Raw genomic sequence first — 25832 nt, 5'->3', positions numbered from 1 at the left:
GGTGGCGGCAGGGACCTGAGGCGCGCCGCCGGCAAGTACGTCAGAGCCATGGGCGGTGCACGCAACGCTGCCCGTGCCATGGCGCCGTCCCGCAGGGTGATGACTGGCCTGGGACAGCTGTTGGGTCAGGTGGCGCAGAACGGCCCGGCTGCGGCTCTGCGGTTCTTCAACCTGCAGAGCCTCGTCGGCGCCCCGATAGCCGACGTCTTCCTCGCCCTCACGGACCTCCTGTGCCCTGACGGCGGGACGATTGATGAGGCCATTGCGAGGAACGCGATGCTCGAGACCGTGGGCGAGCTCGGCGCGGCGGGAGATCTGCCTTTCGATGGCGCCACGCCCGACGTGCTGGACGCCGTGTTCACCGGTGCGCTCGCACGCTCGATCGAGACCAAGCTGTTCAACGAGATCGGGGGCAGGTCCATACGGCTCCCGACCGACGTTGCCGCGGTCGAGATCATTCAGAGGACGCTGCACGACTTCATCCAGGGCACCGTCCGCGATCGCTTCGCGGCTGCGGGCGGCACGCTGGCGTCAGTTCCCTACGCGGGCGTCGAGGCCTTCGTCCAGGCCATCTACGAGCAGTCCTTCGAACTGATCCGCATCCTGGGGGATAGCGCATGAGACGTTTCGTGTTTGTCGGCCGCCTGGGTGCGGCGGATAACGGGGCCGTGCCGGTCGTCCAGCCGGACGCGACGCCGGTGACGGTCCAGTTCGTGGCCGCGAACAAGCGGCTCGATTACGGCATCGGCAACGCGCTGCAGACGTTGGCCGACCTCGGTCTCCGGCGGACGGAAACCGCGATCGACCTCGTCATCGTCGCCGCCATGGTCAACGCGGCCGACACCCGCGTCTCGCGCTCCGCGAATGCACAGGACGGCTGGACCCGGGAGCTGGACCTAGTGGTGCCGGTGCGTGAGCCTGACTTGTGGGCGGCGCAGGGAGCGTTGCTCGCCCGCACTCTCAGGTTCTTGACGGGCGACCATTGGCGTATCGTGTTCAGGGCACGGCCCGCACCCTTTGCGACGATCGCAACGGCGCGGCCGTCGCTGGGCCTCGCCGAGCCGGACGAAGTGTGTCTGTTCTCCGGCGGTCTGGACAGTCTCGTCGGGGCGTTGGATTTCCTGGCCGGGGGCGGGAAGCCGCTTCTGGTGAGCCATTACTGGGATTCGGAGACGAGCAAGGCGCAGACGTTGCTGCTGGACTTGCTGCGCAAGAATTACAAAACAAACGAGCCGTTGTCCCTGCGGGCGCGCCTCGGCTTCGACCGCAACCATGTCGACACCGGCGAGGTGGAAAACAGCCAGAGGGGGAGATCCTTCCTGTTTTTCGCGTTGGCCATTTTGGCGGCTTCGGGGCTGACGTCTGACGCCCCGGTCCGCGTGCCCGAGAACGGCCTGATCGGCCTCAACGTACCCCTCGACCCGCTCCGCCTCGGTTCGCTCAGCACCCGCACCACTCACCCATTCTACATGGCGCGCTTCAACGAGTTGATGCGGGGGCTTGGCATCGCCCGGCGTCTGGAAAACCCCTATCGCCACGTGACCAAGGGTCAGATGGTCAGGGATTGCGAGGATCCGGCGCTGTTGCGACGGGCCATTCCCTCGTCGATGTCGTGTTCCTCGCCGGCGAAAGCCCGCTACAGAGGCCTGCCACCGCAGCACTGCGGAACGTGCGTCCCCTGTCTGATCCGCAGAGCATCCCTGGCAGCCGGCCTGGACGCGAACGAGTCGGATACGACACCCTATGTGGTGAAGGATTTGGCGGCGCGTCGTCTCGATACGCTCGAGGCCGAGGGCGAACATGTGAGGTCGTTTCAGCTGATGGCGGAGCGGTTACGGCGGAATCCGCGGGCCGCAAAGGCCCTCGCGCGCATCCCCGGTCCGCTGACCGACGAGCCGTCCGAGATTGACGACTATGTTGACGTCTTCGTGCGAGGGATGCAGGAAGTGGCCCATTTCCTCGAACCCGTCAGGGCGAAGCCTAGCTGAGCATGTCTGCACCACGCCTCGTCGATTTCCACTGTCACCTGGACCTGTATCCAGATCCGGCCGCGGCTATAAGAGCCTGCGAAGAGGCTAAGGTGGCGACGCTCGCGGTGACGACGACGCCGAAGGCGTTCAGGCAGAACATGAACCTTGCAAAGGGCGCCGAGTTTGTGCGCATTGGGCTCGGCATTCACCCGCATCTTGCCGAGCAGCGCTGGACCGAACTGCCCCTGTTCGAGGCGCTGTTGCCCGAGACGAGGTATGTCGGCGAAGTCGGTCTCGATGCGAGCCCCGCACACTACCGCTCGATCGATCGTCAAGTCGACGTCTTCAGGCGTATTCTAACCTCCTGCCAGAGGGCGGGGGACAAGATCCTCTCCGTGCATAGCGTCCGCACGGCGTCGAAGGTTCTCGACCACATCGAGGAGCTGCTTCCCAAGGGCAGTGGCAAGGTGGTGCTGCACTGGTTCAGCGGATCGGTCGCAGACGCGCGGCGGGCTGCGGCTCTCGGGTGCTATTTTTCCGTCAACCAGGCCATGTTCAGGTCCGAGCGGTCAGTGGCTCTCCTCGGGACCTTGCCGCTCGACCGGCTGCTCACGGAGACGGATGGTCCCTTCGTGGAGGTAGATGGTTCCCCCGTCACGCCGGGCGGCGTGGACGAGGCCGTTCGCATGCTTGGCGACGTTGTGGGCCTGGGCGCCGAGGAGATGCGGCGCGCCATTTTGAATAATCTAAAGGCAGTTTTGGAACGGTCCGCAAACTGACGATTCCACGCCGACCCGAGCTTATCGTGGCCAGCGACTCTGCACCATTCGCTACCGGAGCTTGAGGAGCTCGATGAGCTCGTCGGCGTTGAGCAACTGGCCGGCACGCCTGTATGCCGGCGAACCGCGGCGGGCCTCGATTTCGGCATATTTCTGCAGCATCTCGCGATAAGTCGACACCGTGTTGGCGTGAGCGTTCAGGGATCTGTCCCTGAACTCCTCAAAGCGCCCGAGCTTTTCGACCATGAATTTGGCCATCGACATGTAGCGTCCCTCTTCGTTCCCGTCGAAGCCGTCAAACTTGGGGTTTTTCCCCCAGTACTTCACCTGGTCCTCGACGCGCTGCCTGTCTTCGGGACTGAGCTTCTCATATCCCCATTCAATGGCTCGCCACATCGCCATCGTGTCGACCACGAAGTCGAGCGCCTCGGGGTCGTCGACCTCATCGTGAAAGATGCCCGACATTTCCCATTCCAGGCCCCAGAAATGGCCTCCGTAGATGGCGCTCTGAATCAACTCGACTGACTTCATGTCCTCGTAGCCTTTATGCTGGCGCAGGACTTCGGCTAGCATCCACATGATCAGTTTTTCAGAGCTGGTCGGCCGGAAGGCCTTGCGCCGACCAGCCTCAAGCCCAGTATACACCAAGGTGCGGATGGCCTCTGCCCGCGAAGGGAGGTCACGCTGCTCTCCCCGCCAAGCATCGATCCGGTCAATCGTGCTTTCATCGAGCCTGAGCTCGAATCGCTCGGTTTTCACCATTTCTACCTCCAATCAAGTCCGTACCGAATCCATATCGTACGGACATTGTACGTAAGACACGGTGAAAGGCAAGCATCGCCATCTCGCATGTCGTTACTTGGGTCAGGACGGGGGCGCGTCACACCCCCCACGGCTGGCATGCCGGCCGGTGCCTGCACCTCCGGCATGTGGCTAGGCGCTCGTCGGGACCCTCAGGGAACAGGCGAGTCGATCAGAGTGCAGGTGTCAGGATCCGGGCCGTAGTACTGCGCGAACTGTCGCTCGCCAAGGCGATCAGTGCAGCATTTTCGGATTTCCCGGTAAGCCATTTGAAATCGTAGCGGAAAGGTCCCGGCTCGAGGACCCATTGCAGGGCGAGATCGAACACGAGCATTCCGCCAAAGAAGGTGTTGACCAGTTTCTTGATGTTTTCGGGGCTCCGGCCGCGCACGGCGCGAGGAAAGATCTGCTCGGTGTCACCTCTGTCCTGGAAGAGGGACAGATGGGTGACGAACAGCGATCCGGCCTCAGGGTTGAAGTTGTCTCCCGCCATCCAGATGCCCGGCCAACAGAAAAATTCGGGACTGCGCTGCTTGTCTCGGCAAAAAGCGATGAAGTGCGAGACCAGGACCCGGACAGGCATGTTCACACCGGCATAGTTGAACGTACGATGCTCCTCCATCAGGGCATCGACAGGGCCCTTGTCGCCGAGCAGCCCGACCACGGCAGCAAGTCCCGTCCGCGGATCATCGTATCCGCATCGCTCGCTCAGTCGCGCCGCGACGTGCTCATACTCCTGAGCGGAGAAATTTTGCACCGCCTGGGCGAGCTCGGGGGTTTCGGCTGCGGCCAGGCAAAGTCTTGTGAAGCGCGCGCCAGGATCAACGTCGCGGATAAAGTCCTCGAAGAACTCGATGTCGAGCGGAAACCCCCTCGTCGGGTTGATTGCCAGATCGCAGATCAGCAGAAACAGGCCGACGATCGGGCTGTCATACCGTTCGGGCCATTCTGTCCCAGTAAGCACCAGGAACAGTTCAAACGAGTCGACATAGACGGGCGCAAAGTAGCCTTGCTCGCGATACGTCTGAAGCAGCTCGGGACCGCCTGACGATGCCAAATACTGAATTTGGCAAAAGCGGGCCTGGCCTTCGAATATCTGCTGGATGCCGATGTCGGCGTAAGGTGGGCGCGCACCGCGATGGAAGCCTTCAATCCGGCTGAGTTGAAGTTTGAGGAATTGTGCATCCCAGCGACCGGGGTCGGGAAATTGCCCTTCCGCGAAGTCACAGGACCCGTTGATCGCGTGGACGATCTCACCATAGGTTTTGAGGTAGCTGTGCCCGACGCTCTGAAAATAGGGCGTTTGCTCCAGCGAGAGGATCGACTTCGGCGACCAGGCAAGTTGCTTGTAGAACTTGATGTCGAGCGCGTTGTTGACGGCAATATTGGCGGCGGCGAGCACCGGATCAGAGTGCGTCCGACCGTCGAGCATCGCCCTGTGCGCCCAAGCCTTTACAGGTTTGGCGACGCCGGCGCCCCGCGCAAAGGTCTGAAGAGACGTCATGCTGCCATAGATTTGCGCCGGGTACGCCAGGCTGAGGATGAGTCCCGCAGTGGACCCCATGTGCTGCCACCAATGCACGGTTTCGTGCAGATAGGTCGAGTAGGCTTGGTACAGTTCGGCTGCGTCATGACCCTCGGTGTCGCGCTGGGTGAGCGCGTCGACAAGCTCATGGGCGCGGGGACTGAGGCGCAAGACGAAATGTTCCGTCGTGTAGCTCCCGTGGCCTGCCAGCGTGGCGTCGAACACCAGTGGATCGTTGGCTGGGTTGAGCAGATACGGATCGAGATGGGAGAACAGGGACATGGGAGAACTGTAGCAGAGATTGCCTACGGAAGCGGACAAACGCCGGGCTACCAGGCGATCGGCCTGACGGCACGCCACGGCGGTGCAGGTCGGCCTGGAATTCGTCAGTCCGGAGGCGCCAATCGGCGTATTCCCTTGCGCCGTACTCCTTCGCATGGACCGACCGGGCGTCTTCGTGGGCGAGACACCGAAAAAAGCGGGGCCTGACGAAAAGAATAGTTCGCTGGGGCGGCGCGCTTAAGGGTGTGGGTTGCCGAGCGGATCCATGCCGAGCGCCAGCCTGACGCTCTCTCGGATGCTTTCAGTCATCGCCAGCAGAACTTCCGGTCGGATGTCTCCGGGCTTTTCAACCACCATATAGCGCACACGCACATAATCGTTCTTGTCGGCCAGAGTTTTGGCTTGGCTGACAGTTCTGGCAGGCAGGACCAGGCCTGAACCTTGAGCGGCCACAGCCATCTCGTGCAGATTGTGCCCCAAGGCCCGCAAAGCCTCAATGTCTCGGCCCGCGCTGCGGAGGTAGCATTTCAGGAAGAGTTCGCACGCATGGTAGCAAAGCAACCTGGTCGGTCCCGACGTCAGACCGCGGCGACCGGCATCAACGGCCTTCGCGGCCTGCAAAAAGGAGTCGGCGAGCAGGAAAATACCGAACGGGGTGGCGCCTTCCGATTCTGGGATCATGCAGTCCAGTTGATTTTGGTGTTCTGGAGTCTCAAGTCGAAGTGCCCCCGACCGATATGACGCCGTTCGATTGAGATTCTCCGTGCATGGCACGACTCCCGGTGGGCCTTGGACGTGACGGCAGGACTTGAACCTGGGACCTCCTCGCCCCTAGATAGCGGTGTCACGCACCACCCAGGTCGAAAGCGAGGCGCTCTATCCTCTGAGCTACGCCACGATCTGCCTATGCATCGTTGTCCACGACCAGCTGCGGCTTCTTACGCTTCAACCGGTTCGATCTCTCCTCGGCCGCCTTCTTGATCTCGGCGGCCTTTTCCAGCGCAAACGGCTTGGCGGCCTCGATCAGGCCATCGAAATGATAGCGGTTCGTCATGCTGCCATTGGGCGTGTTGCGCCGTTCCTCCCGGCCAAGAAGTTTAAGGGCCTCGAGGGCGGCAATGCGTTTCTGAATGGTGCGGGGCGTCACCCCGATCGCCTTGGCGATGGTTTCGACCGAGGGGTGGGGAAGGTTGTCGGGCAGCCACCAGTACTGGACCAGGTGGATGATGATGTTCATGTCGAGCGCATCGAGGCCGAGAGCCTGCTGCTTCTCGATGATGATGTTGGGGAAAGCGCTCCAGCCCGTGGCCATGAGTGCCTTGGTCCACTTCTTCTCGTTGGTGCGTAGCTTGCCGACGTCTGCCTTGGCGGTTTCTGGCTGGGCCATCTGAGGCTCCCTGTGATGAACTGCGCCTAGATATGGTGGTTTCCCGTGATGACGCAAGGGCATTGGGGACGGTTCTGCATTCAGGGGGAGGGTGTTTCAAGGTTCCCCCGGCCTATGTCCCTGGATTCAGGGGCCGGGGAACCGCGCTGCACCCAAAGAAGAGGACTTGATAATATGAAGTGCCGATCAGACGAACCGTGCTATATGCAAGTGATAAGATAGGGACCCCCCGACCAGAGGTTCACCCGGGGTGTTGACAAAGAGAGCGTCAATACCCATACTTTGGGCGTGAGCATCGCTCCGGGGTTGGCGCCAGGCGCCAGCCGAACTTTTCAAAACGAAGGCCCGGCTAGTCCGGGTCTTTGTTTTTTATCCGTTCAAAGCAGCTGTATTTGATGCCGCAGGATGCCAGGTCCTCGGGCTGCAGGTGCGCGTCGATGAGACGCTTGTGGTCCATCAGGGCCCTGTAGGGCCGGTAGGACGGGTCATAGCCGCCCTTGGCCATCGGATAGAGGTAGAGATCGGCGATCTGCAACATCGGCGTGGCTTTGGTTCTGCCGCGGGGCTCCCCGCGCACGATGTCCCTGAACTCCTCGGCAGTTAACGACCCGTAGCTGGCGGAGTTGGCGCCGTCGAACGGCATCCCCTGCGTCTTCAGGATCCGCGTGTAGGCCACCAGGTCGCGGTCCTCGGCTTTGCCGGCGCGCTCGAAGAACACGCGCAGCTTGCGGTCCTGGCTGCGGGCATATTTGGCGGCGCGCTCGATCAGGATGCAGTAGGCGGTCTTGCACATGAACCAGAGCTGGTCCCGGTACCGGTCGCGGTAGCGGGCAACATAGCCCGGTCGGTCGATGACCGCGGCGATGCCGATCACGGGCAGCCCAAGCAGCATCCCCTGCAAGTCTCCCAGGAATTCAAAAGCGGACTCCGGCTTCTTCAGCCAGCCGAAGTCGCCACGGCCGCCCCGGATCGCCCAGGAGTGGAGCGGGTAGGTGATGCCGTGCTTCTGGCAGAAGGCCTTGTGGCGGGCATAGAGCTCATCGACGTCTTCCTCGTTGATGAGGATGCCGCCGAGGGCGAAATAATCCATTTCGTCCCGGCGCTTCTCTCTGGGCTCTCGGTCTGGCTCACGGCTGCCGCTGTCATCGAGGTAAAGGTGGATTTCGCGGTCGGTCACGGGCAGGCTTTCAATTTCCGCACCAGCTTGGCTCAAAAACCTGAACCTGTACAGCTTGGCGACACTCGTGCGCGCCACAGGGAACGTTGCAGCTCAGGCCGATTTCATCTGCACCATCAGCGTCTCGCAGCTGAGGGTGAGTTGGCGGGCATATGCCTTCGAGGCGTCAAGCGTGGCTCGCTTGGTGACGCCGAAGATCAGGTAGCCCGCATGCACGGCGGCGAGGATGCCGAGGGCCGCAAGCTTTCCATGGGTTAGCTCGGCAAACGATCCTCGTCGACATCAACATCCGCGCCGCCGCCGACGATCCCGAGGACGACACCTACGACGTTGCCCAGGATCTCAAGAGGCGCCTCTCCCGCGACGACAAGGGCCGGCTCTACGTCGACGCCTTCCTGCTCTCGCACCCGGATTCCGACCACGTGACCGGGCTCACGACGCATTTCCACCTCGGCCCGCCCGAGGATTTCCCGGAGGGTGACGAGAACCTCATCCTGATCCGCGAAATGTGGTCGTCGCCGATCGTGTTCCGGCGCGCCAGCAAGCAGCACAAGCTCTGCGACGAGGCCAAGGCGTGGGCCACCGAAGCGCGGCGCCGGGTCGCGCTGTTCAAAGAGAAGGGCCTGACCGGCACCGGTTCAGGCGACCGCATCCTGATCCTCGGTGAGGATAAAGACGGCAAGACCGATGATCTCACGGACATCCCGGTCAAGCAGGACGGCCTGCTGACCGCAGCTGACCGCGTGAACACGGGCCAGTTCGAAGGCCGCCTGCTGGCGCCGATGTACGTCGACGAAGACGACAAGGAGCTGATCGAAGTCCTCGAGAAGAACAACTCCTCGGCGATCGTGCGGTTCTCCATCGCCGGCGACGGCGTGGCCGACCGCTGCCGCTTCCTGACCGGTGGCGACGCGGACGTCTCCATCTGGGACCGGCTGTGGCAGCGCCACAAGGACAGTAACAAGGACTGGCTCAGCTACGATGTCATGGAGACGCCGCACCACTGCTCCTGGCGCACCCTGAGCCACGACCGCTGGTCCGAGATGGGCGAGAAGGTCAAGGTGTCCGAGGACGCCAGGAACGCACTCTCCCAGACCCGTGACGGCGCCATCATCGTCGCCTCCTGCAAGCCCATCAAAAAGGACGACGACAACCCGCCTCATGAGCGGGCCAAGCGGGAATATGTCTCGATCACCTCGGCCGAACGCTTCATCTGCACGACCGAGTATGCCGATGAGCACGACGGGCCGGTCGAGTTCAACATCACCGGCGTCGGCACATCCAAGCAGCTGGCGCTGACCCCGAAAAAGGCCGCCTCGATCGCCGGCGTGACCGGAGTGACGACGACGCCCAGATCCCACGGCTGAGCCATGGCCTCGGCAGACATGAAGCGGCACGCGGAACACTTTCTGCGTGTCGCAACAGAGATTCCGCAATGCCAGCGCTGTGGCCTGATCGCCGTCGGTGACGACGTGGCGACCCTGTTCCTTGATCTGGCCGTGGAGATGCCAACGCACTGGCACGCCAAGGGCACCGCCCCTAACGGCGTCCTGCCGGTCGAACGCGTTGAGGTCCTGCTTGGCGCTGACTACCCGTGGCGGTGCCCCACCTTCACCCTGCGCAAGGGCTTTCCGCGCAACCTGCACCATCTGACGCCCGGCTCGGAAAACGTGTGTCCAACCCCCTGTCTTGTGGATGGCAACCAGGACGAATATTTCAATCAGCACGGCCTGATCGAACTCGGCATCGGGGCCATCGTCAACCAGATGGGCGTTTGGCTCGGTCGCGCAGCAATTGGCACCTTGATGGATCCGGATCATGGCTGGGAACCCGTGATGCGCCAAGGCCTGCCGGACCGGCTTATTATCGATGCGGACTTCGCCCGAAGCCAGATCACCGACAAGTCCGGCTCGGTATGGCTTGCTACCAAATTCATGAAGGGCAAGGATCTCGCTGGCAAAAGGTCCTACACCCTCTCGGCGCACAATGAATTTGCCGCTGCCGTCGGCAACATGTCTGCTTTCCCCTTTGAGGCCGAAAGCGAAGGACGCTACAGCGGCATCACCGCGACGGTGCTGATCTGGCCGCCAAATGGCGCCATCACAAGTGCGGTGCTGCCTGAGACGGTAGCGAACCTTGACGACTTGGCACAACGCGCTGAGGCCTTCGGCTGCGGCGTTGAGTTTGCGAAATTCCTCGACAGGCTCCAGCGGCGCTGGGCGGGCAAAACCGATGACGCGACCTTCCCGATCGCCGTTTTGTTTGGCGTGCGGCGACCTTTTCGGCTGATCGGGCGGGCGTCGACGATCGAGTTGCTTCTTGATTGAAATCACGGCTCCGCAGAAGCGGGCCTCGCTGTTCGAAGGGCCCAACGCGAGAGCCGCCGTTGCCATGGAGCAACTGGGTCGCACGACGCCCGCGCTTCTCCGCGCCGTGTCGGCAGCTCCCTCTTATCCGCCATTCAGCCTGGTTGGCTGCGGCAGCGTCGGATCGAAAACCGCTCTGCATCTGGCCCGTGCCGGCGCCCAGATCTTGGCCGTCTCCGACAGCAACGAGCTGCGGCCCCACAACATGGCCCGGCACGCCCTCGTGCGGCCACCCCTGCCGTGGCCGAAGGCGTTTGAACTGTCTGACGAGCTGGCCCTGCTCGGGCAGAAACCGGAAGCCCATCTGATTGACGTGGTTAGGGGCCTGAAGCGTGCGGACAATCGCCTGCTGATTTCGCCGCCCGGGACCGGCACGCTGCTCAACACGACCGCATCGAGCCTGGTGCGCGATGCCCTGTCAATGGTGAGCCCTGCCGAGCTGCCGGCACGCATGGCGGAGATCGCCCTTTTCGGGCGCGGCCGTGGCGGTTTCGTATTTCATAAGGGAAGCAACCGCAATCCGAGCCTCGCCGACCTGCAGGCGGTGCTGTCCGCGACCGTGACGCCTTATGAACGGACATTGTTGTTCGATCCCGAGTTCGGGCTGACGCAAATTCAGATCGGGGAAGGCTGCGGCTCCATGACTATGCCGATGACCGACGCGCGCCTTTCGGCGATGACCGCCATGGCCACCGAGGAACTCATGCGCCTCGCCGGCGCCAATGCCGATGGCGGAGAACTGGTCGTGGGGGTGGCAGAGCCCGATAGCCCATCGACAAGTTGGCGCCGCCTCTCCGTGTCAAAATTCCTGGAAATCCCGGTCGAGGGCAGCGAATGGACTTTGCGTCTGTCGTCGCACGTCGCCGGCATGATCCGCGAAGAGACCGCGCGGTTTCCCAATGTCGAGACGGGAGGCCTTCTGATCGGCTCCTGCAGTTCTCTCATGAAGACTGTCACGGTGGTCGACCTGATCGAGGCGCCAGAAGACAGCGTGAGGACGCCGACGCTGTTCGTGCTTGGAACGAAGGGCATGAAGAATCGGATCGATGCCCGTTTCGAGGAAAGCGGCCGCTCGCTGCTTGATGTGGGTACCTGGCACAGCCACCTCGCCGAACAAGGTCCCTCGCCCACCGACCGCAAGACGGCCAAGCAGGTCGCCGTGGAGCGAGCGCCGCCGGCCATCCTTTCTCATTGCCACTCCAGCCACGTACCATGCCATCATGCATCAGGACGCGCCATGAACGATTACCTCGACGCCTACTCCATCAAGGCGCGCCTCGCGCCGGCAGCTCTGGCGATTGCCCCGGTCATTGTCCTGATTGTGCTGGCCTTCAACTGGGTTCAGCCGAGCCTCCCCGAGGCCATCATCGGTCTCGCCGTCATGGTCCTGTTCTTCGCTGCCTCGAATGTGGCCCGCCGCCTGGGCAAGAGGAAGGAGAGACAGCTGTTCGCGACGACCGGCGGGAGACCGGAAAATCGCGAACTGAACCACCTGGATAAGACACTCGACGAGCGGACCAAGGACCGCTACCGCAAATTCCTCGCCAAGCAGCTCGAGCAGCCGGCGCCGACGCGCGACATGGAAGTCGAGGACCCCGACGAAGCGGCTGCGTTCTATGTGCAGTGCTACAACTGGCTGCGCGAGAACACCCGCGACACCGAGAAATTTCGGATTCTTTTCAACGAGAACATCGCCTACGGCTATTACCGCAATCTCCTGGCGCTGAAGCCCTATGGCATCGTGCTCAATCTGCTGACCATCGCCGCCGCGGCCGCAATCATCTACTACAAGCCCGATTTCGCTTGTTGTCGAGGTTGATCAGCGCCATGTCCCCGTTGCCCACGGGGAAAAGGTCAGTTTTGCAGGCATCTGTGTCGGTTCCTATGGTTGGCCGGAACGGGCACGCAACGGATCATTTCCGTGTGCGCGCGCCGCCGGCAACTAGCCTGTGGCTTGTCAATGGAGCCTTGGGGCACTAGAACCGACTTGCAACGGTACGGACCTGTGGTCTGGGCAGTCTTACGGCGCCACGTCCGCAGGTACGCACAAACAGAAGGCAGGCGGTGGAATCACCGTCTGCCTTTTTTATGGCACAGCGTTAAAATGAAGTAAATACGTTCGTGCAGCGCGTTGCACTGAGGGTACGATTATTTGGCAAGTTGTCAACAGGCCAATCGGACCAAAACGCCGCAGGCGGCGATGCATGGCAGGTATGTCTTTTTACATATGGTAGCGGGACCCGAGAACGCAAGTCGCGCTTCACGTTGCTCGGTCGAGGGCCAGGTCGGTGAAGCTCCAGCTGCGCACAGGCCACGTTTGAGGCGCAAGCTTCACCGTCGCATGTGTGCCCTAGCATGGAAACGTCAGACGGCAGCGCCACCAGGGGGTATGTGGCTTCCCAGGCTTTCGTGGACAAATATCAGGCTCGCGGGCCGCTCAAAACATTGCTGCCCGCCCGCGTCGCTCAGGGCACCACGTTCAAGCCGACGCATCCGGACGCGGACGATGCCTACGAATGGATGGGACTGGAGGCCCGAAAAGAGATCTTTGCGCTTTTGGATGCAGCAGTAGCCGATCCTGCCGCAACGGTCAGCATGGTCGCCTACGACATGAGCGAAAGCGAAATCATGGACCGCCTGTTCGCGCTCGGTCCGCGCCTCAGGATGATCATCGACGACAGCGATAAGCATGGGCTCAAGACAAGTGGTGAGACCCAGTCCGAGACACTGCTCAAGGCTTCCGCTGGCGAGGACAACGTCAAGCGGGAACGGATGGGAGGTCTCCAACATAATAAGATGATTATCGTGGATGCGGCCGTCCCGCGCGCCGTCTGCGGTTCGACAAACTTCAGCTGGCGCGGGCTCTATGTTCAATCGAACAACGCCTTGCTGTTAACGGGCGCTCAAGCCGTCGCCCCCCTCAAGGCTGCGTTCGAGGCCTATTGGAAAAAGGATGGGTTCGCCAACGGTCCCTCACCCGACTGGCATCCGCTCGGCTTGGCGGGCATTGATGCCAGCATCACCTTTTCTCCCCATGACACAGCCCGTGCCCGCCTTGCGGAAATCGGCCAGGATGTCGAAAAGGCCCAGGCCTGCCTCCTCTATTCCCTGGCTTTCCTGAGCATCACAGGCGGTGCTGTAACCGACGCCGTGGAAGCGGCTACCAACAGCCCGGTTTCACCTACGGCATTTCCGACAACAACACCGGTGTCACCGTTCATAAGCCCAATGGCAACACTGCACCCGTCTATTTCGCTCGCCTCAACAAACACGTGCCGACGCCGTTTAAGGTCGAACCTTACACCGGCATCGGGCCAAATCTGCACCACAAGTTTCTGGTAATCGATTTCAACACACCTGACGCCCGCGTGTGGACCGGTTCTTACAACTTCAGCAAGCCCGCTGACCTTCAGAACGGAGAGAACCTGCTCCTCATCCGCGACCAAAAAATTGCGACATCGTATATGGTCGAAGGGATACGCATCTTCGACGACTACCATTTCCGCGTCACCCAGGAAGACGCTGCAGAGGCCAAAAAGACATCGTCCTTGCAAAAGGCGCCTACGGCCGGTGAAGACCCATGGTGGGCTGAGGACTATACAGACCCGTTCAAGATCCGAGACCGTGAGCTGTTCGCATAGAGCTACTCTTGCGCCAGAGCCCGGTTCTCAGGGGTTGGCAGGCACATTGCGATCTTTCAGGGTCTCAATGAGCTCCCGCAGAATGGCATTCGTTTCGTCCTGCCTGCGGCGAACTTCCTCGACAATTCTTCCGGTCGCCTGATCGTCGCGCTCCTTGAGCGCCTCAATTAGTTTCTGGTTGTCAGCGCTAGCCGCCCGATCGGCAGAAACCACCTCCCGCGTGAGAGCCTCGATCGCCGGAACGGTGCGATTTGGCGAAAAGTAATCAACGACCATCGGGGCGAAGGGACTCAGCGTGGCGATCACGAGCGCAAATACGCCGACAAGAATTGCTTTTTTGGCTGAACTGTCGGTCTGGCTGGAGGCCTCTTCGAACTTTCCTATAAAGGTCGTTGCCTGGGCTTGAATATCGTTGCCGATCCGCGCGGCGTTTGTCATGACATCCAGCATGCTTTCAAACTTCCGTTCGATTTCTGCCAGCTGCGCATTCGTGTCCAGAATGGGGTTTCTGGGCATCTGGAAATCCGGCATTCTAGGGGCCGAAATAGCTCGCTCGGTCAATAGCCCCCCGGCATCCGGCTTCGAGATTGAATCGAGCAGTCGCCTTTGGCCTTCCACCTGATCCAGTATGGACCTCATTGCAGGCGACGGCTGTGTGAGCGATTCAAAGCGCTTCCGAAGCGCCTCCGCCTCCTTCGAGGGCCGGAGCAAATCACTGAACTTGTCTTGCTGTTCCTGCAGGCGGATGGCCAAGTTTTTAGCAGGATTTACGTGTGACCCAATACCTGCAAGTGTTTTTGCAATCTCGCTCAATGGCTTGGCACCACTGCCGGTGCTTACCTTAAGGTCCTCAAGCTTGATGGGCTTGGGAGAGTCGGGAGAATCGTCACTCATCAGTCATGGTCCCCATGGGATAGCGCCGGTTAGATATAGGAATCCGGAGAACACAGTGCCAGTTCGAATGGCCCATCTCGCAGGCATGCACTCCGACAACCCACCGCCATTCCGGTGGTCTAAATCGGCAGCTTCGGCGCAATGTCGGCGACGAACAAGCGAAGCGCCATGGCGATCTCGCTGAATTCCTCCGCGGTGAAAGAGACCGTTTCCCCCAAGGCGAAGACACGAATACGCAAGTCTCTTTTGATTTTGATCGTCGCGCCCTTTTCAAAGTACTGGTTCTTGTGAACCTCGATCTCTTCCCCGTCGCTGACGGTAGAACATTTCAAACGGGGCAACTTCAGGCTAAGGGCCCCCGCGCCTTCGTCGCAGTCAATATGACCTACAACGCCATTGCGATGTTCCAGACAGTTCCGAGCCCTCTGAAGCGAGCGGTACTCCTCAAAGAAATCGAGCTTCGTCGCCAATTGCGCCTGCACGGCCAGCAGCAAATCTGGAAAATTGAGACTCGACGCCTTCTTTTCCGCCGCGAGATAAATGTCCTCGAACTCGCCCCAGGTCTCGACCTTGCGTCCTTCCCTCAAACCAAGCGTGTAGATGTAGGCTTGCTCGAGCGTAGCCCTCAGCCCCCTGGCCAGTTCCTGAAACGCCTTCCCCAATATCCACGCGCGATAAGCTAGCTTGGCCTTGGCTTGATCGGCGTGAGGCACGAAGCTCAGCCCGGAAAACCCGTCCCGAGGTAGATCGTTGAGATCTGTAGCCTCGATCGCTGACGTGCATACGGCCACCATTTCAGTCGCCAAGCGGATGGCCTGAAGCGCCGGCGCGATCACGCCGTCGCCGTTGAGGGTGACCGTTACACTGGGTTTGTCTTCTTCCGTCACGGCGTCAATGAATCCGTGTCGGCGATGCCGTCGCCCGTGTCGTGATGCCAAGGTAGGCTAATCTGCATGGGGCCATTTGTGCTCCATGGATTTAGCTTCACCACCTTAATTTTAGCTTTTGCACCCTTTTTCGGGCCGCAACTGCAGCCGCTTTTGTACTCCAGGTGAGTTGCTCGGCGGGGCCAAATGATTCACCGATTGGGGTCTGGGGTAAACGATCCCCTCCAGGCATTTTGCTGGTAACGACCCTTATTCTTTCACCCTGTTCGAGCGCCGCGATGTTGTCCAAAGCCGCACCCAGGCGAAATTCCATGACGTTCAGCATGTGCTTAACCCGCTCTTTGTCCGTGGTAGAGGGGAATGTCCGGCGGCCTTCGGAAAACGCTTGAGTTATGTCATCAAATTTCGCGTCTGTAGCCATCGCAAATAAGTCCTGTGGGAAGATGCGGTTGCGCCGTCCGGCCTGTAACAATCCGGGGGCACGGCGAGCATAGATCTTCTCGACCAAATCTGAGCAAAATGACGTTCGACTTGCCGCGTATTGCGAAAAACCCAGCAGGTAGTCATATCGCTGATAGCAAAAATAGAAGAAGTCATAAAACCAAGCACTTTGCTTGCTGATTTCGTGCTGGAGGGCGTCCAACGCGTTCTTGAATGACGGCTTTGGCCTCGCTCTCGGAAGTATGGAGGGTCGACGTAGGATGCGGAACTCTCCGGGAGCTAAGCTGTCGAAAATAGCTGACTCGGCGGCAATCATCACGCCGCTTTCTGGCGTTGCATCGGCCCAAATCCCGGAACCGACACAGACCATAACATGGGAGAATCGGGCCCCGTGCCTTCCAAGCGCTTTCTGCCCGATAACAATCAGCCGGCTCAACCAATCATGTTGATGAACGAACGCTATGTCGCCCACCTCGGAAAATGTGACGCCGGGAGGGATCGCCATTTAACGCCAATACGAGCGGCTTATGTAGGTGAGTGCAAGGCTTGTGAGAAACGCCACCAGCGCAACTGTCGCATAGATGAGGGCAGGGCTGGAAGTCGCGGCCGCTTCCGGCTTCAGGAGGGCGATGACCAGAGGATCGATTTTGCTGAACGCGTATCCGCTCAGAAATCCGTAAACGAGCTTTCCTAAGCTGGCAAACGCTTCGCGTTCACCATCCCCGTAAGGTGATATGAATATTCCGGCTGCCCATCCAAGGGATGCCCCGAGGGTGCCGCTGAGGAGACATGGGTAAAACAGTTCAGGCCTACTCGCATCGTAGTTCTTGGCGAACATAAAGAGGCATCCAAAAATCAGGATACTGGCGATCAAACCGACTATAAGATCTGAGCCATCGCCCCATTTTCCCCTTTCACGCCTGGCGCGCCGCTGATTGTCTGAGATCCTGGCGCGCTCATCTTCTGACAGTTGAGATGTCGACGGACTCGATAACTCAGCCATGACCCCCCTACGTCGTCTCCCGGTGGCCAGGCTTGCCTTGATCCAGCAATCAACGGCCTTGCTGCGTCACCCGCCGACGGAGCAGCTAGGGAAGACGATGCCTGCGGTTTCGGGGATTGATAAAGCGGCTTGAACGTCCTGAACAAGCGTTCAGATGGGATGCTACAGGTCAGCCCAGGAGTGCGAACGGTTTAGAAGAAGTGTGCGGACGGGCGGCGACGCGCTAGCCCGGTGATGACGACCCGAAAGCGACCGTTCTTCAGAAAGTAAACCGGCAGGGTCTGGTGATCGAGTGCTCCGGTTATTCCGATACGGCAAGAACATTTTCCGTTTTTTATGCCTGTAAGCGCGCCGGCCATTGACCCGATGTTTCGAGCATGTTTCTAATAGAGTGAGGGTGTAATCTCGGTAAGTATTTCAATCGGTAGTGTTTGAAATACTAGGGATGGGGGAAATGCCATGTCGGGGCAATATACGGCTCCGCCTGTTCGCCGGTTGCGGGTCTATGCCTTCGACCCGCAGGCTTCTACGTCGGCTGCGACTGCAGGCGTTAATGTTGCAACAATTAAAATACCTTGGGAGCAGAGCTGGGAGGAAGAAATTCAGCCCGGCCCCATCAATGACTACCTTGAAGTTATTGATATCGATCCGGTCAGCGGCCAATTTTATGAGCCGGTGGACCTCAATCACCCCTACCTCCTGGCTCAGGACGGCTTGGCCCCCTCGGAAGGCGATCCCCGCTTTCACCAGCAGATGGTGTTCGCCGTTGCAATGAAGACTATTCGAACTTTCGAACGGGCGCTTGGCAGGAGAGTCTTCTGGGCTCCGCGTCGCGTTCCCAACGGGCGAAAATACGAGCCGGTCTATAAATTGCGTATCTATCCCCATGCCCTTCGCGAGCCCAATGCTTATTACAGCCGGGAAAAGAAGGCCCTCCTGTTCGGCTATTTTCAGACGTCCGCGCACAGCGCCGGCGCCAAATGGGTGTTTACCGCGCTTTCGCATGACATCATCGTTCACGAGGTCACGCATGCTATCCTGGATGGACTTCACCGGCGGTTTGCTGAACCGACCAGCGTAGACAGCTTGGCGTTCCACGAAGCCTTTGCCGATATCGTCGCTCTGTTCTCACATTTTTCGCTTGAGGAAGCAGTCAGCGCCCAGATTGCGAAAGACGGCGGTAGCCTCGACAACCGCTCCCTCCTCAGCGGCCTCGCCCGGCAGTTCGGCGAGGCTACCGGCCGGGACGGAGCCCTTCGCGAGGCGATTGACGATCACAGTGGCGCTGCGCCCGTGATCTTGCGCGACGACATGACGGAGCCTCACGAACGCGGCGCGGTCCTGGTGGCGGCCGTTTTCGATGCTTTTCTGTCGATCTATGAGAACCGCACCGCTGATCTGCTCAGAATCGCCGGCATCAGACCCGGCATTGGTCCCGACCAGAACCTCCATCCAGACCTGGTCAAACGATTAACCCGGGAGGCGAGCAAGGCGGCGGAACACGTGATGCGAATGTGCATCCGCGCCCTCGACTACCTGCCGCCAGTAGACGTCCGCTTTGGCGATTTTCTCCGGGCAATCATAACGGCGGACTATGACTTGGTGCCCGATGACGTGCTTAATTATCGGCTCGCCATCATAGAAGGGTTTCGGCGGCGCGGTATCATCCCGGAGGGCTGTCTCTCTTTGGCTGTCGACAGTTTGTTGTGGGAGGCGCCGGTCCATCATCTGGCGGCCGATTATGACGATTTGGACCTGGATTTGGAGCCAAAATTCGATCGGACGACGGCAATCAAGGCCGCTGAGGAGAACGCGGAGAGCGTGCATTGGTGGATCCTGGGATCGGAGAGCTTTCGGACCACCGAGGATAAGCCATGGCAAGAGGTGTGCGGAGTAGTCTTCCGACGAGGTTTGATCTCGTATGACGACCGCGAGACGATACTGAGCCGGCCAGGGGACCCGAAGGGATTTGCTCCGCCCGTGGAAATTCATTCTGTAAGAACCTCCCGGCGAACAGGACCCGACGGCCAGGATCTCCGCCAACTTATCATTGAAATTGTACAGCAGCGGCGCGGCTTCTACGATCAGAACGAACAGGAGCTTCAAGACAAGCACGGCGATAACCCGTCGGGCGCGGACTTTGTGTTCCGCGGTGGTGCCACACTCATCTTCGACCTTCGGGAGGGTCACCTGCGTTACGCAGTCCGAAAGCGAATTAGTGACGATGCCCGGCTGGAGCAACAACGCGATTTCCTTGCGGGTTACCGCTTCGGCTCGACTGCGTTCGGTTATGGACTGCAAGGGGGATCGACCGGCACTGCGTTGGACGAACCGTTCGCTCTGGTGCACCGGGGAGGTTAGGTGTGGGGATATTGAAGCTCTTGAGGATCAGGATGTATCGCGGCATCTTGGGCGATTGCTTCCTCATTCGCACCACGTTGGACGACGGCGGCGCGGAGTTGGAGCGATCCATACTTATAGATTGTGGGGTCCTCCAGAACGTTGCCGCTGGAGCCGATCTGATCGCCAAACTTGACCCGAAGGTCGTGAACCGGATCGGTAAAAAGCGCCTGTCCGAAGTTGAGGCAGGCCCGGCCCGCATTTCAGCGATCGCGAAAGACGTCCTGAAGACCGTCGGCAACCGGATCGACCTGCTGGTCATAACCCACGAGCACTACGACCATCTGTCCGGGTTTGCGTTCGAAAAAGGCGCATTCCTTGACGGTGCGGTTTCCATCGGCCGGCTTTGGATGGCTTGGACCGAAAACCTGAAAGATCCGCAGGCTCAGGTCCTAAGGGCACGATTTTCGAAGGGAAAGCAGGCTTTGGCGGCGGCGGCCACGCTGGCGCAAGGCGATGCGCATCCCGGCTTGCGAACGGCAGCGGCGCTTGCCGCTTTCGCCGGGCCAGTCGCCATAAACGGGCTAGGTGCATCGGGCGTCTTCGGGACGGCCGAAATCATGCAAATGCTGAAGGATAAAGCTGGTGCCGATTCAACATCTTTTCTTGAGCCTGGACAGGTCATTGACCTCGACGAGTTCAATATCAAGGCCTTTGTTCTTGGCCCGCCTCGAGATGAAGTTTTGCTGCGAAAAGACACCCCATCCAAGGGACAGGCGAAGGAGGTATATCTGACGCGTCTGGACGCCGCCGCGGCGGCGGAAAGCACAGTAAATGCCCAGCTCTCGCTTCTTGCCAATCGAACCGACACAGTCCTGCCTTTCTCGGCCGTTTACCAAAGACCCCTGAAAGAGAAAACCCGTCGCAAGAAGGCGACCAAGTCGGGGGTCCGCAAACTGTATGACGCTCCGGCCGAAAAGTGGCGTAGGATTGACAGCGACTGGACAGGCTCCATCGAAGCTTTGGCCCTGAAGATGGATTCGGATACAAACAACACCAGCCTGGCACTGGCGTTTGAACTCCCCGATGGCCAGGTATTGCTGTTTCCCGGAGACGCCCAGGTGGGGAATTGGCTGTCTTGGAATGACCAGACCTATCCTCCCGCCGCGAAGACTATGTCCTCGGGCAAACCTGTCACCGCAGAGGACCTGTTGCGCCGGACAACCTTTTACAAGGTCGGACACCATGGGAGTCATAATGCCACGGTCAAAGCGCTCGGTCTGGAGCGCATGGTCGACCCACGACTAGTAGCCGCGATACCGGTCGTAGAGGCGGTCGCGGCCATTCAAGGTAAGGGTCGAGCGGAACCTGGAAGCGGGTGGAGGATGCCGTTCGAGGAGCTTTACAAGGCGTTGCAGGAAAAGACCAAGGGACGCATCGTTCAGGGCGACGGTAATCCAACCGTCGAAAAACGAGCTTTCCGAAACAACCCGACGTCAGCAAAGCGGCCGGTCAAGATCGAACACAGCGATCTTTTTGTTGAGATGACGTTCGACCTTTCATGATGCCAGCTGCTCGGGTCGGCGGGGAATTCTCAATGGGGGGTATACGATGGTCGTTCTAATCAACGGCGAAACCAAGAAACTTGGAATTGCGCTCTCGGGGGGCGGGTTTCGTGCTGCCGCGTTCCATGTAGGGACGTTTACGGCTCTCCAGGAACTCGACTTACTCGACAAGCTTGATCTCATCAGCTGCGTGAGCGGCGGGAGCGTGGCAGGCGCCTACTTGGCGCTGAATTGGGGCAAACAGGATGTGCTGAAGGGCCTTTCGGACTATCTGCTGACAAAGTCGATCGCCGTCTCTTCGATCATCGGAGGTATCCTGGACCCCTTCGAAACACGCCTGGAGAAGCTTGGCGCAAGCTACGATCGGGATCTGTTCGCGGGTGCACGGCTATCCGCTCTCAGAGATGGTCCACGAATCTATCTCAACGCCACCAACCTGGCCACCGGCAACATGTTTTTCTTTGTTGCAGGCAAGGCATTGGCGCCCGGAGAAGACGCTGGAGAAACGATGGGGGAGCACGAGAGCGGCACCGCGAATGCGAGTAACTACCAATCAGCTTGGCCGTGGCAGCATCCTCGGCTTTCCCGCCCGTGTTTCCCCCGCTACGGCTCAATGCCGACATCTATCCCAATTCCCTGAGCGAATACGCGACGCTGAGCGATGGAGGCATTTACGATAATCTGGGCGTGAACCCGTTGATGCGAGCGCGGCGCAATCCCGTCGATGTGTGTTTTGTAAGTGATGGCGGCAAGCCGTTCGCCGTGTCCCCTCATCCGACGGAGTCCGGGACAATCGTGCTCAAGGAGGCGATCAACATCATGATGGAGCAGGTAAGAGGTCTTCAATTTGCTCGTCTGCAATTGTCGTACGACGCGAAAAAGGGCCCGAAACCCATCTGGTTTTCAATCGACAGCCGGGTAGGCGAGGAACGGCCTGGCGACGCCGCTTTCGCCTCGCTGGTGGCAACAGATTTAAAGAGATTGGAGGCCGAAGAGCATGAGGTTTTGGTGCGACATGGTCGGGCCCTCACGATGGCACGCGTCAAATCCTATGCACCGGAACTCCTTAAGTAGCAAAGTGTCAAACGCGCCGCCTTGCCGCTTACCCGACACGGACTGCAAGGACGTTATCGTTGGATATATCGCCTCATATTCTATCCAGGACAAGCAGTCCTCAACGCCAAGTGCCTGCCGCGGCGAGATTTGTACCCTCAGTCTCTACATCAGGGACAGCAAGCTCGACTGGGACATCCAGAAGCAAATTTCAGGCACTGGCAAGGCCATCTTCGTGAAGACCTTTGGTGAGCCCGACCCCGAGACCAAGTGATGCGCCATAGTGCCTCCAAATGGCCGCTGCTCTGGGCTGTCGGCGCCGCCATTCTCATATCTGCTCCGGCAAGGGCCCAGGAAGAACCAACGCAACCGAACCCGACACTGAGGTTCAAGCTCGACCGGCGCGACGGGTGCTTCCGCTACATAGGCGATGCCTGTCGAATTCATCGGCCGCTTCAAGACCGGGAGCTACGTCGGCGTGTCCATGATCACCATCGGCCGGCCCACGACCAGCAGCCGCGACTACTCGATCTTGTTCGCGCCTCGTGCCGCTTGGGGCAGTTCAGCCTTTGTCACCATCTGTGGCCGCGTTACCCCACCTTCTTAGCAACCGGACAGAATCTCCGGAGGGCGCTGACTTAGGACCGCTGGACAGCCGCCATATGTCGTGGTCTGTCTTCCTTTTCAAGGAAGCGAAATGGAATCATTATCGGCAGCGGGACCGGGTAAGAAGCGGCTGGCGGTTTTCCTTGATGGAACCTGGAATTCCGTGTCGGACAACACCAATGTCTGGCGCTTGCGCGCCCTGTGTTCAACGAAAGACACCGGAAACCCAGCCCAGCTCGCCTACTATGATATCGGGGTGAACGGAGTCATTGGCGGAGCCTTTGGGAAGGGGCTGCTCAGGAATATCCTTGATGCCTATGAGTGGCTGGTCGAAAACTACAACGATGGTGACGACATCTTCGTGTTCGGCTTCAGCCGTGGCGCCTTCACTGCGCGTTCTCTGACAGGCTTTATCACCAAGTGTGGCCTGTTGAGGCCGGGTGCCCCGTTAAGCGTCAACCAGTTGTTCGCCCGGTACCGCCGACGCGACGCGCTGACCGTGTGGAAGCTTCATGACGACTTGGTCGCAGGCCCGCTGAAGGCCTCTGCCCTGGAAGAACGCTGGATGCTGAAATACTCCCGCCGCGTGCCGATCAAGCTGGTGGCCGTCTGGGACACTGTCGGCGCGCTCGGCATTCCCGCGTTCAGCTGGGAAGGCATCAGTCGGACCAGTTTCCGATTTCTGGACACGGGCTTGAGGGTGCCAATCGAGAATGCGTTTCACGCCCTTGCCCTCGATGAGCATCGCAACAGCTTCATGCCGACGTTATGGACGAAGAGAATCCCTACCGATCCCCAGGCGGTGATCGCACCGCCGCGTCCCTACAGCAGTGTCGAGCAGCGTTGGTTTGCTGGCGCCCACGGTAATGTGGGCGGCGGATACCCGAATGATCTGCTTGCACAGGCTCCTCTCAGCTGGATCATCGAAAAGGCCCGGTCCCACGGTCTCGCGTTCAGGAGCGACATCGAGGTGGACGACGGGGCCCTCGACGCTCCGATTTCAGACTCTTACCGGGAGTTCATGCGCGGCTCCTACGCCATCCTCAGCAAGAGGCATCTTCGGCCCATTGCATCCCCTCCCGGCCGGGACCCGGATGCGACGTACATCAATGTCAATGAGACGATTGATGGCTCGGTCTTCGAGCGGTATCGCCACTCGTCAAGCTACCGGCCCGCCAATTTGGTTGAGTGGTCGACTCGCAAGGGCGTCGATCTTGACGCGGTGATGGGTTGGGTCGATGCCGAACAGCCTGGAAAGGCGGTTGGCGAGATCCACTGACCGCTGAGTGGCGTGCAGTGCCGCCGTCTGCTTCCAGGATCTGGCCGTTCCGGCTGACATGCAGAGCGCGAAAGATGCGCCGTGGGCGGAAATGGAGTAAACGTCGTCCACCTAGATAGTAGATGCTTTGCGCTCTGCCTCAGACGGGAGGGGGAGCGCGAGGGGCGGGCCAGGGGCACGCTCGCCTGGCCTTGGCGGGTTCGATACCGGCTCGAAAGACATTCCGGACGCATTCAAGGTCGGGGCATCGCTGCCCTGACCTTGAATGCGAACCGTGCTTAGTCGGCGGCGATTGCCATACTTTCGCTTTCTACTTTGACCGTCGCCCGCAACGCTGCGGGAAGCCAGCCCTTGCCGTCCAGTTCCTTCTCGGCCTGCAAGAAGCTTCGGGTTTCGGGGCGCGTTCCACCGTCGGCCCACGACTTGCAAAAATGTTTGAGGATGCCTTCTCGCAAAAAGGAACGTCGGCTGGCAGGCCCGTGGCCCGGGACTGGGTGGCTGCCTTGGCCGAACTTGAAGCGAACCTCAAGCAGTGCTCCGCCAATTCCAGCCACTGGTCACTTGGCTCATCGCCGTGCCCTTGGTGCAAAATGGAAGGCGCCACTGGCGTCCCGCTGTTCTCAACCGTTGTTCCCGCCAGCGGGGCGACGCTTTTCGATATCGCCGGATTCCAGCGCAGGTGGACGCCATCCCGCATCCCGGGCCGGTGCCGACCGTCCCCGAGAAGAATGTGACACCAGATCCCAACGCCTTGAAGCTCAAGGGGCACGCGCGCCGCACCAACTTCCGGGCAGGAGTAGCGGCCGCAGTAGTCGGCGTCGCTGGCTTGATGATGGCGCAGATCTGGGTGCTGGGCATTGCCTTGGGGGTTTTTCTGGGGTTGAGAGGTTTCTTGAACAGGGACAGTGAGGCTGCGGAATACCGGCGCATCGCCGGCGAGGCCGCCACCCAGTGGAAAAACGCGCAAACCACGTGGATGCAGAGAGCCGGGCCGGATGCCTTCGACAGGCAAAAAACGGTGCTCGCCGGGCTCAGGCGCGAATGGGACATCTTACCTTCCAAACGGTAGCCAGGATCTCGGAGCTCGAGCGCAACCGCCGTCAGGCGCAACTGCACCGGTTCCTGGACAACTTTGAAATCTCATCGGCAAAGATCGAGAGCATCGGACCGGGAAAGAAACAGGTCCTGGAGTCGTATGGCGTCGAAACAGCGCTCGATGTCGAGAGGAACAAGCTCTACAGCGTGTCCGGATTCGAACCCAAAACGGCGCAGAAGTTGTTAAATTGGCGAAGGTCCGTCGAAGCCCGCTTTGTCTTCGATCCCTCACGCGCGATCGATCCACGCGATATCGCGCAGATTGACCAGGATATTCTCGGCGACCGCAAGCGGCTGCAGGGCGCCTTGGTTCTCGGTCTTGAGCAACTCAAGCAGACAAGAGCCCAGATTCTTGCCGCCCGTGAACACAGTCGCCCGGAAATGGAGCGGTTGGCATTGGATCAGTCGTCGGCAAACGTTGCCGCGATTTCAGGTTGAGACGGCTAACGCTGGATCGCCAATCAGGCTCGGTGGGTTTTGGCATACCTTCATCACCCCGGGTTGCGCGTCAGTGTGAAATACCCATTTCACCTTGTTGGAGGCCTCGACGATTTTGGCCGGTCGGAGCGCTGACTCGAAGGAGAGGTGAACGGCGGCTTTGCGCCTCATTCCAGCCGCTCGAATTGCCCAAGCCATTTCCTGAAAGCTGCCGATCCAGGGGATCCGTCTGGACGTCGATGGCAAGGGTGGTGGACGTACGGCTTCGCCACCAAGCAGGCCGCAACGGATTTCAGGATGTTA

At 60.0% G+C, this 25832-nt stretch carries 27 protein-coding genes and 1 tRNA gene; 15 read left to right on the top strand and 13 right to left on the bottom strand.

Annotated elements, in window-relative coordinates; all coding sequences use genetic code 11:
* The first annotated feature begins 48 nt into the window (after nt 1-48).
* Genes qatB through qatD form a run of 3 tightly spaced genes read left to right on the top strand, consistent with a single transcriptional unit; the run spans nt 49 to nt 2749 of the window.
* Nucleotides 49-621, top strand: coding sequence for a Qat anti-phage system associated protein QatB (qatB, locus tag EN857_RS00320; protein ID WP_126089958.1), 573 nt, complete (start codon nt 49-51; stop codon nt 619-621).
* Nucleotides 618-1988 carry a Qat anti-phage system QueC-like protein QatC gene (qatC, locus tag EN857_RS00315; RefSeq protein ID WP_091600255.1) on the top strand — a complete coding sequence of 457 codons (1371 nt, stop codon included), beginning with the start codon at nt 618-620 and terminating at the stop codon, nt 1986-1988. The genes qatB and qatC overlap by 4 nt, the downstream gene beginning before the upstream one ends.
* Before the next feature lie 2 nt (nt 1989-1990).
* The gene (gene qatD / locus EN857_RS00310) at nt 1991-2749 is read left to right on the top strand and encodes a Qat anti-phage system TatD family nuclease QatD (RefSeq protein ID WP_091600256.1); all 759 of its coding nucleotides are present in this window, start codon (nt 1991-1993) and stop codon (nt 2747-2749) included.
* A 51-nt stretch (nt 2750-2800) separates the two neighbouring features.
* On the opposite strand, the gene EN857_RS00305 is transcribed toward qatD, so the two are convergent.
* From EN857_RS00305 to EN857_RS34565, 8 genes are all read right to left on the bottom strand, one after another.
* On the bottom strand, nt 2801-3511 hold the full coding sequence (locus EN857_RS00305) for a YfbU family protein (RefSeq protein WP_091600257.1): 711 nt from the start codon (nt 3509-3511) through the stop codon (nt 2801-2803).
* Nucleotides 3512-3722: 211 nt separating this feature from the next.
* On the bottom strand, nt 3723-5357 hold the full coding sequence (locus EN857_RS00300; protein ID WP_091600258.1) for a hypothetical protein: 1635 nt from the start codon (nt 5355-5357) through the stop codon (nt 3723-3725).
* 237 nt (nt 5358-5594) lie between these two features.
* Nucleotides 5595-6038: a hypothetical protein gene (locus EN857_RS00295; RefSeq protein ID WP_091600259.1), complete on the bottom strand. Its 444-nt coding sequence runs from the start codon at nt 6036-6038 to the stop codon at nt 5595-5597.
* 109 nt (nt 6039-6147) lie between these two features.
* Nucleotides 6148-6255 (bottom strand) — tRNA-OTHER (locus EN857_RS00290).
* 6 nt (nt 6256-6261) lie between these two features.
* Nucleotides 6262-6744, bottom strand: a complete 483-nt coding sequence (locus tag EN857_RS00285; protein ID WP_091600499.1) for a helix-turn-helix domain-containing protein — start codon at nt 6742-6744, stop codon at nt 6262-6264.
* Between the two features lie 349 nt (nt 6745-7093).
* Nucleotides 7094-7921 carry a DUF3800 domain-containing protein gene (locus tag EN857_RS00280; protein ID WP_091600501.1) on the bottom strand — a complete coding sequence of 276 codons (828 nt, stop codon included), beginning with the start codon at nt 7919-7921 and terminating at the stop codon, nt 7094-7096.
* Between the two features lie 93 nt (nt 7922-8014).
* On the bottom strand, nt 8015-8137 hold the full coding sequence (locus EN857_RS36115) for a hypothetical protein (protein WP_268931439.1): 123 nt from the start codon (nt 8135-8137) through the stop codon (nt 8015-8017).
* 38 nt (nt 8138-8175) lie between these two features.
* Nucleotides 8176-8364, bottom strand: coding sequence for a hypothetical protein (locus EN857_RS34565; RefSeq protein ID WP_189521625.1), 189 nt, complete (start codon nt 8362-8364; stop codon nt 8176-8178).
* Between EN857_RS34565 and EN857_RS00275 the strand changes: the two genes are divergently transcribed.
* The 5 genes from EN857_RS00275 (at nt 8344) to EN857_RS00255 (ending at nt 13928) form a co-directional block, all read left to right on the top strand.
* Nucleotides 8344-9288, top strand: a complete 945-nt coding sequence (locus EN857_RS00275) for a hypothetical protein (RefSeq protein WP_189347894.1) — start codon at nt 8344-8346, stop codon at nt 9286-9288. The genes EN857_RS34565 and EN857_RS00275 overlap by 21 nt on opposite strands.
* Nucleotides 9289-9291: 3 nt before the next feature.
* Entirely contained in the window at nt 9292-10248 is a 957-nt protein-coding gene (locus EN857_RS00270; protein WP_091600498.1) for a hypothetical protein, read from the top strand.
* Nucleotides 10241-12106 (top strand): Mov34/MPN/PAD-1 family protein, encoded by a 1866-nt coding sequence (locus EN857_RS00265; protein WP_091600497.1) that lies wholly within the window; start codon nt 10241-10243, stop codon nt 12104-12106. Before EN857_RS00270 ends, EN857_RS00265 begins: the two co-directional genes overlap by 8 nt.
* Nucleotides 12107-12642: 536 nt before the next feature.
* Complete coding sequence (locus EN857_RS00260; RefSeq protein WP_091600496.1) at nt 12643-13629, top strand: phospholipase D-like domain-containing protein; 987 nt, start codon at nt 12643-12645, stop codon at nt 13627-13629.
* Complete coding sequence (locus tag EN857_RS00255; RefSeq protein WP_164748213.1) at nt 13560-13928, top strand: phospholipase D-like domain-containing protein; 369 nt, start codon at nt 13560-13562, stop codon at nt 13926-13928. Before EN857_RS00260 ends, EN857_RS00255 begins: the two co-directional genes overlap by 70 nt.
* A 27-nt stretch (nt 13929-13955) precedes the next feature.
* On the opposite strand, the gene EN857_RS00250 is transcribed toward EN857_RS00255, so the two are convergent.
* The 4 genes from EN857_RS00250 to EN857_RS00235 all read right to left on the bottom strand — a co-directional run bounded on the left by EN857_RS00250 (nt 13956) and on the right by EN857_RS00235 (nt 16988).
* Nucleotides 13956-14822, bottom strand: coding sequence for a hypothetical protein (locus EN857_RS00250; protein ID WP_091600494.1), 867 nt, complete (start codon nt 14820-14822; stop codon nt 13956-13958).
* Nucleotides 14823-14941: 119 nt separating this feature from the next.
* Nucleotides 14942-15709, bottom strand: coding sequence for a hypothetical protein (locus tag EN857_RS00245; RefSeq protein WP_091600493.1), 768 nt, complete (start codon nt 15707-15709; stop codon nt 14942-14944).
* 97 nt (nt 15710-15806) lie between these two features.
* Nucleotides 15807-16655: a hypothetical protein gene (locus EN857_RS00240; protein WP_091600492.1), complete on the bottom strand. Its 849-nt coding sequence runs from the start codon at nt 16653-16655 to the stop codon at nt 15807-15809.
* Nucleotides 16656-16988 (bottom strand): hypothetical protein, encoded by a 333-nt coding sequence (locus EN857_RS00235; RefSeq protein ID WP_091600491.1) that lies wholly within the window; start codon nt 16986-16988, stop codon nt 16656-16658.
* A 624-nt stretch (nt 16989-17612) separates the two neighbouring features.
* On the opposite strand from EN857_RS00235, the gene EN857_RS00230 reads away from it, so the two are divergent.
* From EN857_RS00230 to EN857_RS00210, 5 genes are all read left to right on the top strand, one after another.
* Nucleotides 17613-19514: a hypothetical protein gene (locus EN857_RS00230; protein WP_091600490.1), complete on the top strand. Its 1902-nt coding sequence runs from the start codon at nt 17613-17615 to the stop codon at nt 19512-19514.
* A 32-nt stretch (nt 19515-19546) separates the two neighbouring features.
* Complete coding sequence (locus tag EN857_RS00225; RefSeq protein WP_135857464.1) at nt 19547-21058, top strand: hypothetical protein; 1512 nt, start codon at nt 19547-19549, stop codon at nt 21056-21058.
* 46 nt (nt 21059-21104) lie between these two features.
* Complete coding sequence (locus tag EN857_RS35425; protein WP_245511239.1) at nt 21105-21698, top strand: patatin-like phospholipase family protein; 594 nt, start codon at nt 21105-21107, stop codon at nt 21696-21698.
* Entirely contained in the window at nt 21650-22132 is a 483-nt protein-coding gene (locus EN857_RS35420) for a hypothetical protein (RefSeq protein ID WP_245521657.1), read from the top strand. The genes EN857_RS35425 and EN857_RS35420 overlap by 49 nt, the downstream gene beginning before the upstream one ends.
* Before the next feature lie 676 nt (nt 22133-22808).
* Nucleotides 22809-23996 (top strand): DUF2235 domain-containing protein, encoded by a 1188-nt coding sequence (locus EN857_RS00210; RefSeq protein WP_091600486.1) that lies wholly within the window; start codon nt 22809-22811, stop codon nt 23994-23996.
* 278 nt (nt 23997-24274) lie between these two features.
* Here the strand turns inward: EN857_RS00210 and EN857_RS00205 are convergent, their stop codons facing one another.
* Nucleotides 24275-24550 carry a hypothetical protein gene (locus tag EN857_RS00205; RefSeq protein ID WP_091600485.1) on the bottom strand — a complete coding sequence of 92 codons (276 nt, stop codon included), beginning with the start codon at nt 24548-24550 and terminating at the stop codon, nt 24275-24277.
* A gap of 125 nt (nt 24551-24675) precedes the next feature.
* Between EN857_RS00205 and EN857_RS00200 the strand changes: the two genes are divergently transcribed.
* Together EN857_RS00200 and EN857_RS00195 are read left to right on the top strand one after the other, a co-directional pair.
* Complete coding sequence (locus EN857_RS00200; protein ID WP_091600484.1) at nt 24676-25065, top strand: hypothetical protein; 390 nt, start codon at nt 24676-24678, stop codon at nt 25063-25065.
* Nucleotides 25038-25529: a hypothetical protein gene (locus EN857_RS00195; RefSeq protein ID WP_091600483.1), complete on the top strand. Its 492-nt coding sequence runs from the start codon at nt 25038-25040 to the stop codon at nt 25527-25529. Before EN857_RS00200 ends, EN857_RS00195 begins: the two co-directional genes overlap by 28 nt.
* The last annotated feature ends 303 nt before the right edge of the window (nt 25530-25832 follow it).

It is taken from the genome of Mesorhizobium sp. M4B.F.Ca.ET.214.01.1.1 (assembly GCF_004791545.1).
Lineage (GTDB): Bacteria > Pseudomonadota > Alphaproteobacteria > Rhizobiales > Rhizobiaceae > Mesorhizobium > Mesorhizobium abyssinicae.
The sequence above is the reverse complement of the archived record's forward strand: the minus strand, read 5'-3'. Positions and strand labels throughout refer to the sequence as shown.